General features: G+C 72.2%; 13 protein-coding genes and 1 pseudogene. 10 read left to right on the plus strand and 4 right to left on the minus strand.

The genetic code is table 11. The features are described from left to right. The first annotated feature begins 152 nt into the window (after window positions 1-152). Window positions 153-881, plus strand: coding sequence for an SDR family NAD(P)-dependent oxidoreductase (locus tag F8274_RS26510; RefSeq protein WP_151465084.1), 729 nt, complete (start codon window positions 153-155; stop codon window positions 879-881). A gap of 44 nt (window positions 882-925) precedes the next feature. On the opposite strand, the gene F8274_RS32395 is transcribed toward F8274_RS26510, so the two are convergent. After that, a complete protein-coding gene (locus F8274_RS32395; RefSeq protein ID WP_255474588.1) occupies window positions 926-1051 on the minus strand; it encodes a hypothetical protein in 126 nt (41 codons plus the stop codon). Further along, entirely contained in the window at window positions 1048-2466 is a 1419-nt protein-coding gene (locus F8274_RS26515) for an OFA family MFS transporter (RefSeq protein WP_151465085.1), read from the minus strand. The genes F8274_RS32395 and F8274_RS26515 overlap by 4 nt, the downstream gene beginning before the upstream one ends. Window positions 2467-2643: 177 nt before the next feature. On the opposite strand from F8274_RS26515, the gene F8274_RS26520 reads away from it, so the two are divergent. The 6 genes from F8274_RS26520 (at window position 2644) to F8274_RS26545 (ending at window position 8579) form a co-directional block, all read left to right on the plus strand. Then, the gene (locus tag F8274_RS26520) at window positions 2644-3216 is read left to right on the plus strand and encodes a GNAT family N-acetyltransferase (protein ID WP_151465086.1); all 573 of its coding nucleotides are present in this window, start codon (window positions 2644-2646) and stop codon (window positions 3214-3216) included. Window positions 3217-3250: 34 nt separating this feature from the next. Then, a complete protein-coding gene (gene pdxY, locus F8274_RS26525) occupies window positions 3251-4102 on the plus strand; it encodes a pyridoxal kinase PdxY (RefSeq protein WP_151465087.1) in 852 nt (283 codons plus the stop codon). A gap of 115 nt (window positions 4103-4217) precedes the next feature. Then, window positions 4218-5162 carry a TerC family protein gene (locus F8274_RS26530; RefSeq protein WP_151465088.1) on the plus strand — a complete coding sequence of 315 codons (945 nt, stop codon included), beginning with the start codon at window positions 4218-4220 and terminating at the stop codon, window positions 5160-5162. A gap of 75 nt (window positions 5163-5237) precedes the next feature. Beyond that, entirely contained in the window at window positions 5238-5690 is a 453-nt protein-coding gene (locus F8274_RS26535) for a helix-turn-helix transcriptional regulator (RefSeq protein WP_151465089.1), read from the plus strand. A gap of 5 nt (window positions 5691-5695) precedes the next feature. Beyond that, window positions 5696-6106 carry a VOC family protein gene (locus F8274_RS26540; RefSeq protein ID WP_151465090.1) on the plus strand — a complete coding sequence of 137 codons (411 nt, stop codon included), beginning with the start codon at window positions 5696-5698 and terminating at the stop codon, window positions 6104-6106. A gap of 82 nt (window positions 6107-6188) precedes the next feature. Beyond that, window positions 6189-8579, plus strand: a complete 2391-nt coding sequence (locus F8274_RS26545) for an excinuclease ABC subunit UvrA (RefSeq protein WP_151465091.1) — start codon at window positions 6189-6191, stop codon at window positions 8577-8579. Between the two features lie 120 nt (window positions 8580-8699). On the opposite strand, the gene F8274_RS26550 is transcribed toward F8274_RS26545, so the two are convergent. Next, window positions 8700-9185: a carboxymuconolactone decarboxylase family protein gene (locus F8274_RS26550; protein ID WP_151465092.1), complete on the minus strand. Its 486-nt coding sequence runs from the start codon at window positions 9183-9185 to the stop codon at window positions 8700-8702. 176 nt (window positions 9186-9361) lie between these two features. Here F8274_RS26550 and F8274_RS26555 point away from each other — a divergent pair, with 176 nt between their 5' ends. Then, a complete protein-coding gene (locus F8274_RS26555; protein WP_151465095.1) occupies window positions 9362-10276 on the plus strand; it encodes an RNA polymerase sigma-70 factor in 915 nt (304 codons plus the stop codon). Between the two features lie 61 nt (window positions 10277-10337). Then, on the plus strand, window positions 10338-10778 hold the full coding sequence (locus F8274_RS26560; RefSeq protein WP_151465093.1) for a nuclear transport factor 2 family protein: 441 nt from the start codon (window positions 10338-10340) through the stop codon (window positions 10776-10778). A gap of 70 nt (window positions 10779-10848) precedes the next feature. Here F8274_RS26560 and F8274_RS26565 read toward each other — a convergent pair whose 3' ends face one another. Further along, complete coding sequence (locus tag F8274_RS26565; protein WP_151465094.1) at window positions 10849-11718, minus strand: aminoglycoside phosphotransferase family protein; 870 nt, start codon at window positions 11716-11718, stop codon at window positions 10849-10851. Window positions 11719-11812: 94 nt separating this feature from the next. Here F8274_RS26565 and F8274_RS26570 point away from each other — a divergent pair. Then, window positions 11813-11959: pseudogene (locus F8274_RS26570) on the plus strand (integrase); the annotation flags it as partial.

The raw sequence follows: 11959 nt of genomic DNA on the forward strand, positions 1-11959 counted from the left end.
AGCCCGGCCAGCAGCCCCAACTCCCAGGCCACCCCGGTCACCCCGCCGCCACCCAGCACCAACGCCCGCGTCATGTGTGACCGTCCTCTCCACCCGGGTGCCGCGCCGCTCACGGTAACGTCACCTGCACCGCAAGGGCAGGGGAGAGCACATTGACCTCCGTCACCATCGTCACCGGTGGGGGGCGCGGCATCGGCGCGGCCACCGCCCGCCGGCTCGCCGCCGCCGGCCACGACGTCGTCATCGGCTACCGCAGCGACCACGCCGCCGCCGAGGGCGTCCTCGCCGACGTGCGCGCCGCCGGCCGCCGCGGCGTGGCCGTCCCGGCCGACACCACCGACCCCGACCAGGTCCAGCGCCTCTTCGACGCCGCCGCGGCGCTGGGCCCCCTCACCGGCCTGGTCAACAACGCCGGCATCACCAGCCCCATCGGGCCCTTCACCGACCTGCGCGTCGACGACCTGCGCCAGGTCGTCGACGTCAACCTCGTCGGGTACGTCCTCTGCGCGCAGCAGGCCGCCCGCCAGATGACCCGCGGCGGCGCCATCGTCAACGTCTCCTCCGCCGCCGCCACCCTCGGCAGCCCCGGCGAGTACATCCACTACGCGGCGGTCAAGGCCGCCACCGACACCCTCACCGTCGGCCTCGCCAAGGAACTCGCCCCGCAGGGCATCCGGGTCAACGCCGTGGCCCCCGGCATCATCCGCACCGACATCCACGCCCTGTCCGGCGTGCCCGACCGCCCCGACACCGCGGCCGGCCGCGTCCCGCTGGGCCGCGCCGGGGAACCCGACGAGGTGGCCGGCGCCGTCGCGTTCCTCCTCGGCCCCGACGCCACCTACACCACCGGCGCCGTCCTGCGCGTCGCCGGCGGCCTCTGACAAGGCGGCGGCCCGGGGCATGCGCCCCCGGGCCGCCGCTTCCGTCAGTGGGTGAACAGCTTCGCCGCCGTGATCAGCGTCTGCACCACCCCGTATCCCAGCAGCGCCGACACCACCACCCACGACACCACGAGGCGGATCCGCTGCCCGCCACCGGCCTGCTCGTTCACGACCCGCTCCTCTCCGCCGTCACCGGCTGCGCACCCTCGACACCGTCCGGCGCCGACGCCGGCTCGTGGAACCGCTCCGGCACCGGCCGGATCAGCAGGTTCGCCACGAAACCGACCGCCAGCACCCCGACCATCGTGAACAGCGCCGGCCGGTACGCCGCCGCCGTCAACGTGCCCGGCTTGCCCTGCGCGTCCAGGAACGCGTTCACGATCAGCGGGCCGGCCACCCCGGCCGCCGACCACGCGGTCAGCAGCCGGCCGTGGATCGCGCCCACCTCGAACGTGCCGAACAGGTCCCGCAGGTACGCCGGCACCGTGGCGAACCCGCCGCCGTAGAACGACAGGATCACGCACGCGAACAGCACGAACAGCGCCGTGGCCGCCTGCCCGAACAGGGCCAGCAGCACGTACAGCACCATCCCGACCCCGAGATACACCAGGTAGATCGGCTTGCGGCCGATCACGTCCGACGTCGACGACCAGGCGAACCGGCCGGCCATGTTGAACAGCGACAGCAGGCCCACGAACCCACCGGCCGCCGCCACCGACACCGCCGAGGTCCCGTTGTCCCGGAAGAAGTCCTGGATCATCGGGCTGGCCTGCTCCAGGATCCCGATCCCCGCCGTCACGTTGCAGAACAGCACCACCCACAGCAGCCAGAACGACCGGGTCTTCACGGCGTTCGCCGCCGACACGTTCGCCGTGGTCACCAGCGGTTTCGCCGCCACCTTCGCCGGATCGAACCCGGCCGGCCGCCAGTCCGCCGCGGGCACCCGCACGTTGAACACCCCGAACATCATGATCACGAAGTAGCCGACGCCCAACGTCAGGAACAGCCACACCAGGGCGCTGCCCGACGCCGTCGAGCCGGCGTTCGCCGGGTCGTACCCCGGGTCGTAGAACGACAGCAGCTGCCGGGACAGGGGAGAGGCCACCATCGCCCCACCACCGAACCCCATGATCGCCAACCCGGTCGCCAGGCCGGGCCGGTCCGGGAACCACTTGATCAACGTGGAGACGGGGGAGATGTAGCCGATGCCCAGCCCGATCCCGCCCAGCACCCCGTAGCCCAGGTACAGCAGCCACAGCTGCTCCGTGGCGATGCCCAGCGCGCCGACCAGGAAGCCGGCCGCCCAGAAGCACGCCGAGACGAACATCGCCTTGCGCGGCCCGTTCGCCTCCACCCACGTGCCCGCCACCGCGGCCGACAGCCCCAGCATCACGATGGCGATGCTGAAGATCACCCCGATCGCCGTCTGACCCGTGTCGAAGTGCGCGATCAGCGAGTTCTTGTACACGCTTGTCGCGTAGACCTGCCCGATGCAGAGATGGATCGCCAGCGCCGCGGGCGGTATCAGCCAACGGCTGTAGCCCGGCGGCGCGACGGTGTGCCGACGATCGAGTGCGGAAAGCATGGGTGCTTCCTCTCGGGAGAATGGCGAGACACCCGTTCATGCCCCCGGCAGGCGCCGCGGCGAAACCCGCCACGCGCCGGACGGTCGAAACCCTGAGCCGAACGGTCACCCCCTCCCGGGGCCCCGCACCGGCCGTCGACTCCGCCGTCACCGCCCGTCGTGGCGGATCATGAACGCATGCCGCTGCTCACCACCCCGGCTCTGCCTCCCGGCGCCCTCGCCGGGCAGCCCCAACCCGACCTCGCCGCCGGCGACCTGCTCCTGCGCCCCTGGCACCCCGACGACCGGCCCGCCGTCCTCGCCGCGTACGCCGACCCGGCCGTACGCCGCTGGCACTGCCGCGCCATGAACGACGACGAGGCCCGCGACTGGATCGACTCCTGGCCGCGCCGCTGGCGGCACGAGACCGGCGCCGGCTGGGCGGTCACCGACCACACCGGTGTGCTCGGCCAGATCAGCCTCCGCGCGCTCGACCTGCCCGAGGCCCAGGCCGAGGTGTCGTACTGGGTGCTGCCCGCCGCCCGGGGCCGGCGCGTCGCCGCCCGCGCCCTGACCGCGCTCACCGCCTTCGGCTTCGACCGGCTCGGCCTGCACCGCGTGTGGCTGCGCCACTCCACCGCCAACCCGGCCTCCTGCCGCGTGGCCGAACGCGCCGGCCTCGCCGCCGAGGGCACCCAGCGCGGTGCCGCCCGGCACACCGACGGCTGGCACGACATGCACGTGCACGCCCGGCTGCGCAGCGACACCTGACCAGCGCCGCCACCGCGGATGCGACGATGAGCCGGTGAAGATCCTGTCCATCCAGTCGTCGGTCGCCTACGGGCACGTCGGCAACTCCGCCGCCGTGTTCCCGCTGCAACGCCTCCGCCACGAGGTCTGGCCGGTGCTGACCGTGCACTTCTCCAACCACACCGGCTACGGCGCCTGGCGCGGGCCGCTGCTGCCCCCGGCCGACGTCGCCGAGGTGATCGCCGGCATCGAGGACCGCGGCGTCCTCGGCACGGCCGACGCGGTGCTCTCCGGCTACCAGGGCGACCCGGCGATGGGCGCGGTGATCCTCGACGCGGTCGCGCGGGTGAAGGCCGCCAACCCGGACGCCCTGTACTGCTGCGACCCGGTGATGGGCGACGTCGGCCGCGGCATGTTCGTCCGGCCGGGCATCCCCGAGTACCTGCGCGACACCGTTGTGCCCCGCGCGGACATCGTCACCCCGAACCAGTTCGAGCTGGAGTTCCTCGCCGGCCGCACCACCGACACCGTCGACGACCTGCTCGCCGCCGTCGACGCCGTCCGCGCCACCGGGCCGCGGCACGTGCTGGTCACCAGCGTGCTGCACGGCGACGTCCCCGCCGGGTCGCTGGAGGTCGTGGCCGTCTCCGACGACGGCGCGTGGGCGGTCACCACGCCGCTGCTGCCGATCACCCCCAACGGCGGCGGCGACGTCACCGCCGCCCTCTACCTGGCCCACCTCGCGACCAGCGGGTCCCCGGAGACGGCGCTGGAGCGCACCACCAACTCCATCTACGCCGTCCTCGAGGCCACCCTCGCCGCCGGCACCCGGGAGCTGCAACTCGTCGCCGCGCAGGACGCCATCGCCGACCCGCCCACCCGGTTCGGCGCCCGCCGGCTGCGCTGAGCCGACCCGGCCGGGGGACTTGGCCGGACCGCCGCCCCCCGGCCCGCGGCTCGCCTAGGCTCGGGGGCGACGCGGTCCGCCGCCGCGCCTGCGGGCCGGATGCGGAGGACGCCGGATGGAGGGAACCACCTTCGCGGCGCCGGCCTGGGCCTGGGTGGCCGTCGGCGCGGTCATCGCCGTCATGCTCGCCGTCGACGTGTTCTCCCACCGCGACCACCACGTCATCGAACTGCGCGAGGCGCTGCTCTGGAGCGCGGTGTGGATCACCGCCGGGATCGGCTTCGGGCTGGTGATCTGGCTGTGGCGCGGCAGCGGCCCCGCGGTGGCGTACTACTCCGGGTACCTGCTGGAGAAGGCGCTGTCCGTCGACAACGTGTTCGTCTTCGCACTGCTGTTCGGCTACTTCCGGGTGCCCCCCGCGTACCAGCACAAGGTGCTCTTCTGGGGGGTGCTCGGGGCGCTCGGCTTCCGGCTGGTGTTCATCTTCGCCGGCGCCGAACTGCTCAACCGGCTGACCTGGGCCGGCCTCGTGCTCGGCGCGTTCCTCATCTGGACCGGCTGGCGCCTCGCCGTGCGCGGCGAGCCGGACGTGGACCCCGACCGCAACGTCGCCGTCCGGCTCTTCCGCCGGCTGGTACCCACCGACTCCCGCTACCACGACGGCCGCTTCACCGCCCGGGTCGACGGCCGCCGCAAGGGCACCGTGCTGCTGGTCGCGCTCGTGGCGATCGAGGCCACCGACGTCGTCTTCGCGATCGACTCGGTCGCGGCGATCCTCGCCATCACCACCAACACCTTCCTGGTCTGGACGGCGAACGCCTTCGCCGTGCTCGGGCTGCGCAGCCTGTACTTCTGCCTCGCCGGCCTGCTGCGGCACTTCGGCTACCTGCGCTACGGGCTCGCGGTGCTGCTCGCGTTCGCCGGGGTGAAGCTGATCCTCGCCGAGACCCCGGTGGGCAAACTGCCGGTCTGGCTCACCCTCGCCGTGGTGGTCCTCACGCTCGCCACCGCCGTCGGCTGGAGCGTGGTGGCCGCCCGCCGGGACGCCCGGACCCGCTGACCGGCCGCCGACGGCGCGTCGACACGGACGGGAACGCGGTGGGCAACCCCCACCCCGCGTGGCACCATCTGGCAGGTGACCAGCAGCTCCGACCCGGCGCAGCACCTGCGCGACCTCGCCCGGCTGCGCCGCGTCCGCGACCGCATCGACCGCGAGTACGCCCAGCCGCTGGACGTCGAGGCCCTCGCCCGCGGCGCGCACATGTCGGCCGGCCACCTCAGCCGCCAGTTCCGGCTCGCCTACGGCGAGGCCCCGTACGCCTACCTGATGACCCGCCGCATCGAACGGGCCATGGCGCTGCTGCGCCGCGGCGACCTCAGCGTCACCGAAGTCTGTTTCGCGGTCGGCTGCTCCTCGCTGGGCACCTTCAGCACCCGGTTCACCGAGCTGGTCGGCATCCCGCCGAGCACCTACCGGGCCCGCGCGGCCGCCGGCGGCGCCGCCGAACTGCCCCCGTGCGTGGCCAAACAGGTGACCAGACCGATCAGGAATCGAGAAGCGCCGCCCCTCACGCCGCACCTAGCCTGACTGCCATGGACATCACCATCAACACCACCGTCCTCCCGCACGACGACCCGGACGCCTCCCTGGCCTTCTACCGGGACATCCTCGGATTCGAGGTCCGCAACGACGTGGGACAGGGCCGGATGCGCTGGATCACCGTCGGCCCCGCCGGGCAGCCCGACACGTCCATCCTGCTGGCGCCCCCGGCCGTCGACCCCGGGGTCACCGACGAGGAACGCCGTACCATCGTGGAGATGATGGCCAAGGGCACCTACGGGTGGATCCTGCTGGCCACCCACGACCTCGACGGCACCTTCGAGAAGGTCCAGGCCGGCGACGCCGAGGTGGTCCAGGAGCCGATCGAGCAGCCCTACGGCGTCCGCGACTGCGCGTTCCGCGACCCCGCGGGCAACCTGATCCGCATCAAGGAGCTGCGCTGATCTGTCGTACGGACCTGATCAGATCGAGCCAGCCGACGCCGGACGGGGCCGCGACGCGGCCCACGCGACAGATGGAGACACGATGAGCACGGCCACGAGGACGGACAGCCCGTCGCCCGCGCAGCACGTCGCCGACACCCATGAGCTGATCCGCGTGCAGGGGGCACGCGAGAACAACCTCAAGGACGTCAGCATCGAGATCCCGAAGCGCCGGCTGACCGTCTTCACCGGCGTCTCCGGCTCCGGCAAGAGCTCACTGGTGTTCGGCACCATCGCCGCCGAGTCGCAGCGGCTCATCAACGAGACCTACAGCGCCTTCCTGCAGGGCTTCATGCCGACGCTCGCCCGGCCCGAGGTCGACGTCCTCGACGGGCTGACCACCGCGATCATCGTCGACCAGGAGCGGATGGGCGGCAACCCCCGCTCGACCGTCGGCACCGTCACCGACGCCAACGCCATGCTGCGCATCCTCTTCAGCCGCCTCGGCCAACCCCACATCGGCTCGGCTCAGGCGTTCTCCTTCAACGTCGCCTCGATCAGCGGCGCGGGCGCGGTCACCATCGAACGCGCCGGCCAGACCACGAAGGAGCGCCGCAGCTTCAGCATCACCGGCGGCATGTGCCCCCGCTGCGAGGGCACCGGCGCGGTCACCGACTTCGACCTGACCCAGCTGTACGACGACAGCAAGTCGCTCAACGAGGGCGCGCTCACCGTCCCCGGCTACAGCATGGACGGCTGGTACGGCCGCATCTTCAGCGGCTGCGGCTTCTTCGACCCGGACAAGCCGATCCGCAAGTTCACCAAGAAGGAGCTGCACGACCTGCTCTACAAGGAGCCGGTCAAGATCAAGGTCGAGGGCATCAACCTGACGTACGAGGGCCTGATCCCGAAGATCCAGAAGTCGATGCTGTCCAAGGACGTCGACTCGATGCAGCCGCACATCCGCGCCTTCGTGGAACGGGTCGTCACCTTCACCACCTGCCCCGACTGCGACGGCACCCGGCTCAGCGAGGCCGCCCGCTCCTCCAAGATCGCCGGCATCAGCATCGCCGACGCCTGCGCCATGCAGATCAACGACCTCGCCGCGTGGGTCCGCGGCCTCGACGAGCCGTCGGTGGCGCCGCTGCTGGCGAAACTGCAGCACACCCTCGACTCGTTCGTCGAGATCGGGCTCGGCTACCTCTCCCTCAGCCGGCCCTCCGGCACGCTGTCCGGCGGCGAGGCGCAGCGCACCAAGATGATCCGCCACCTCGGCTCCTCGCTCACCGACGTGACCTACGTCTTCGACGAACCCACCATCGGGCTGCACCCCCACGACATCCAGCGGATGAACGACCTGCTGCTGCAACTGCGCAACAAGGGCAACACCGTCCTGGTCGTCGAGCACAAACCCGAAACCATCGCCATCGCCGACCACGTCGTCGACCTCGGCCCCGGCGCCGGCACCGCCGGCGGCGAAGTCGTCTTCCAGGGCACCCTGGCGGGGCTGCGCGCCAGCGGCACCCTCACCGGCCGGCACCTCGACGACCGGGCCCACGTCAAGCCCTCCGTCCGCACCCCCTCCGGCGCGCTGGAGGTCCGCGGCGCCCACACCCACAACCTCCAGGGCGTCGACGTCGACATCCCCCTCGGCGTGCTCGTCGTCGTCACCGGCGTCGCCGGCTCCGGCAAGAGCTCGCTCATCCACGGCTCCGTGGCCGGGCGCGACGGCGTCGTGTCCGTCGACCAGAGCGGCATCCGCGGCTCCCGGCGCAGCAACCCGGCCACCTACACCGGCCTGCTCGACCCCATCCGCAAAGCCTTCGCCAAGGCCAACGGCGTCAAGCCCGCACTGTTCAGCGCCAACTCCGAAGGCGCCTGCCCCACCTGCAACGGCGCCGGCGTCATCTACACCGACCTCGCCATGATGGCCGGCGTCGCCACCACCTGCGAGGAGTGCGAGGGCAAGCGGTTCCAGGCATCGGTCCTGGAATACCACCTCGGCGGCCGCGACATCAGCGAGGTGCTCGCCATGTCCGTCACCGAGGCCGAGGAGTTCTTCGCCGCCGGCGAGGCCCGCACCCCGGCCGCCCACAAGATCCTCGACCGGCTCGCCGACGTCGGCCTCGGCTACCTCACCCTCGGCCAGCCGCTCACCACCCTCTCCGGCGGCGAGCGGCAGCGCCTCAAGTTGGCCACCCGGATGGCCGACAGCGGCGGCGTCTACGTCCTCGACGAGCCCACCACCGGCCTGCACCTCGCCGACGTCGAGCACCTGCTCGCCCTGCTCGACCGGCTCGTCGACTCCGGCAAGTCGGTCATCGTCATCGAGCACCACCAGGCCGTCATGGCACACGCCGACTGGATCATCGACCTCGGTCCCGGCGCCGGCCACGACGGCGGCCGGATCGTCTTCGAGGGCACCCCCGCCGACCTCGTCGCCGCCCGCTCCACCCTCACCGGCGAACACCTCGCCGCCTACGTCGGCGCCTGACCGACGCGCGCCCGGCAGCGGGACGGAGTGGCCGCCGCGCCACCCCGTCCCGACGCCGGCCCGACGCCGGGGGAGCGGCCCGGCCTGGACGATCCCGGGCCGCGCCGCAACCACCGTCGATCACCGCAACGCGGCGGCGAACATGCCGGGCTCGTAGGAACCACCCCGCTGGTGCACGATCACCGACATCCGGTTCGCCGCGTTGATCAACGCGACCAGGGCGACCAGCGCCGCGATCTGGTCGTCGTCGTAGTGCTTGCGCACCGCTTCCCACGTCTCGTCCGACACCCCCAGGTGGGCGTCGGCCAACCGGGTGCCCTCCTCGGCGAGCGCCAGCGCCGCCCGCTCGGCCTCGGTGAACACCGTGGACTCGCGCCACGCGGCCACCAGGTTGAGCCGCACCGGCGTCTCACCGGCGGCCGCCGCCTCCTTGGTGTGCATGTCGATACACCACCCGCAGCCGTTGATCTGGCTCGCGCGCAGCGACACCAGCTCCTGCGTGGAACTCGGCAGCGGCGACTGGTGGATCACCAGAGCGGCGTTGGCGAACCGCTTGGCGAACTTGACGGCGATCTCGTTGGCGAACATGTCGAACCGGGCATCCATGGCTCGTCCTCCCTCGTGCTGTCGATCGGACGACCACGAGATGCCGGGCCACCCCATCACCGTGACAGCACACCCGCGTGACGAGCACCACAACCATCGCCGCCGTTCCGGTGTCACACGACGACCCGGCCCGGCATCTGATGGGGGAGACCGACGACACCGAACAGGAGCCACCCATGGCCGGCACGGCGCAGACCGCACCCGACGACCGCCCGGACCCCGCCACCGAGGTGTTCCTCGCCCACCGCAACCTGCTCTTCACGGTCGCCTACGAGATGCTCGGCTCGGCCGCCGACGCCGAGGACGTCCTGCAGGAGACCTGGCTACGCTGGGTGGGCGTCGACCTCGCCACGGTGCGGGAACAGCGCGCCTACCTGGTCCGGATCACCACCCGCCAGGCACTCGCCCGGATGCGCACCCTCGGCCGCCGCAAGGAGTCCTACGTCGGCTCCTGGCTGCCCGAGCCGCTGCTGACCGCACCCGACGTGGCCGAGGACGTCGAGCTGGCCGACAGCGTCTCCATGGCGATGCTGCTGGTGCTGGAGACACTCACACCCACCGAGCGGGCCGTGTTCGTGCTGCGCGACGTGTTCGACCTCGGGTACGACGAGATCGCCGAAGCCGTCGACAAGAGCCCCGCCACGGTCCGCCAGATCGCCCACCGGGCACGGGGACACGTCGCCGCCCGCCGCCCGCGCGGGGCCGTGTCCGCCGCGCAGACCCGGGACGCGCTCGAGGCGTTCCAGAAGGCGACCGCCACGGGCGACCTGCAGGCCCTGCTCGACATCCTCGCACCGGATGTCGTCTTCCTGGGCGACGGCGGGGGAGTCAAGCAGGCCGTCCCGCGGCCCGTCGTGGGTGCCGACAAGGTGGCCCGCCTGCTGGCCGTCGGGCTGGGCCGGATCGCCGAGCTGATGTCGGTGCGGCCGGCACAGGTCAACGGCTACCCGGCGCTGATCCTCCAGCAGGGCGACGAGATCGACGCCGTCCTGGCGGTGCGCATGGACGACGGCCTCGTCACCGGGCTCTACGCCGTGCGCAACCCGCACAAGCTGTCGCACATGGAGCGCGAGATCAGCCTGCGCCGCTGAACGCGCCTGCCATGGCCACCAGTTCCGTGAGACTGCGAGCGAAGGAGAGGTGCGGGAAACGATGCCGAGGCGACACGAGGCGGACGAAGCCACGATCCGACAGCAGGTCAACGAGATCGTCGAAGGACTCCGGAACAAGGATCTCGAGGGCCTGCGGCGGCTCTACACGGCGGACGTGGTGTCCTTCGACGTCGAGCCGCCGCTGCAGCACGTCGGGGTGGACGCGAAGCTCACGAACTGGGCGGCCGTGTTCGCGATCTTCGACACCGTGTCCTACGAGGTCCGCGACCTGACTCTCACGGTCGGTGACGACGTGGCGTTCGGGCACGGCTTCGGCCGTCTCAGCGGCACCCTGAGGGACGGGACGGCGACGAACGGCATGTGGGTCAGGGTCACGTTCTGCTTCGAGAAGATCGACGGCAGGTGGCTGATCGCGCACGACCAGGTCTCGGTGCCGTTCGACGTCCGCAGCGGCAAGGGAATCGTCGACCTCCAGCCCTGACCAGGCCCTCACAGTCAGATTCGATAATGTACATTATGTCGAGTAGACAGGTTCGGGGGCTTCCCCGGTGTCAGTCCACCACCGGGTCGGCGAGGACCGCCGCCAGGATCCGCACCTGCTCCTCATGCCGGCCGTCCGGGCGCGCCAGCTGGATGAGCGCCTTCCACAGCGCCCAGCCGCGGGCGCGCCGCCAGGCGTCGTCGGGCAGGCCGGCCGCCTCCCGGAACAGGGTGCGCTCCGGGCCGGCGAACCAGGTCCACGCCGGCACCAGGTCGCACGCCGGGTCACCGATACCGCAGGTGCCGAAGTCGATGACCGCGCACAGCCGCCCACCCGAGACGAGCAGGTTGCCGGCGGCGACGTCACCGTGGAACCAGACCGGTGGCCCCTGCCACGCCGAGACCAGCGCCCGCGCCCAGACGTCCCGGCACGCCGCGGTGTCCACCCGCCCGCGCAGCACGTCCAGGGCGTCCTGCACCTCGTCGCCGTAGGCGCTCGGGTGGCAGCCCCGGAAGCTCGAGTGCCGCCCGGCCACCGGGCCGCCGGCCGTGGGCGCCCGCCGCAGCGCGGTCAGGAAGGCCCCGAGGTCACGCGCCAGGCCCGGCCGGTCGACCTCCGCGGCGGCCTCCACCGTCTCCCCGGGCAGCCAGCGCCGCACGGACCAGGGGTACGGGTAGCCGGCGCCGGGGACGCCGGTGGCCACCGGTTCGGGCACGGGCAGCGGCAGGTGGCGGGCCAGCACCGGCAGGCAGCGGTCCTCCTTGGCGACGCCGGGCACGTAGCCCTCGGCGCTGGGCAGCCGGACGACGAGGTCGTCGCCGAGGCGGAACGTCCGGTTGTCCCACCCCTGCCGGTCCACCGCGGTGACCGGCAGGTGCGCCCACCGCGGGAACTGCGCGGCGACGAGCCGGCGCACGAGTTCTTCGGCGATCTCCACCACGGAACCAGTCTGGGTGCGGCGACAAGTGGTTTCCGGGGTCGCTCCCCCGCACCGGCGGCTGGCGGGAACGCGAAAATCATGCATAATATGCCTTATGCATGACAAACCGGACGAACCGGTAGGGCGGTTGATCGAGGACTTCCTGACCGCCCGGGCCACCCGGAAGCCCTCCCCGCACACCCTGGCGGCCTACCGGCGGGACCTCACCACCGTGGCGGGTCTGGTGGGGGCGGAGGACGGG

It is taken from the genome of Micromonospora sp. AMSO31t (assembly GCF_008868175.1).
Classification (GTDB): Bacteria; Actinomycetota; Actinomycetes; order Mycobacteriales; family Micromonosporaceae; genus Micromonospora.

Coding starts and splice junctions, on each gene's coding strand:
- F8274_RS26515 (WP_151465085.1), bottom strand. CDS start 2,466: ATGCTTTCCGCACTCGATCGTCGGCACACCGTCGCGCCGCCGGGCTAC.
- F8274_RS26520 (WP_151465086.1), top strand. CDS start 2,644: ATGCCGCTGCTCACCACCCCGGCTCTGCCTCCCGGCGCCCTCGCCGGG.
- F8274_RS26530 (WP_151465088.1), top strand. CDS start 4,218: ATGGAGGGAACCACCTTCGCGGCGCCGGCCTGGGCCTGGGTGGCCGTC.
- F8274_RS26540 (WP_151465090.1), top strand. CDS start 5,696: ATGGACATCACCATCAACACCACCGTCCTCCCGCACGACGACCCGGAC.
- F8274_RS26545 (WP_151465091.1), top strand. CDS start 6,189: ATGAGCACGGCCACGAGGACGGACAGCCCGTCGCCCGCGCAGCACGTC.
- F8274_RS26550 (WP_151465092.1), bottom strand. CDS start 9,185: ATGGATGCCCGGTTCGACATGTTCGCCAACGAGATCGCCGTCAAGTTC.
- F8274_RS26555 (WP_151465095.1), top strand. CDS start 9,362: ATGGCCGGCACGGCGCAGACCGCACCCGACGACCGCCCGGACCCCGCC.
- F8274_RS26560 (WP_151465093.1), top strand. CDS start 10,338: ATGCCGAGGCGACACGAGGCGGACGAAGCCACGATCCGACAGCAGGTC.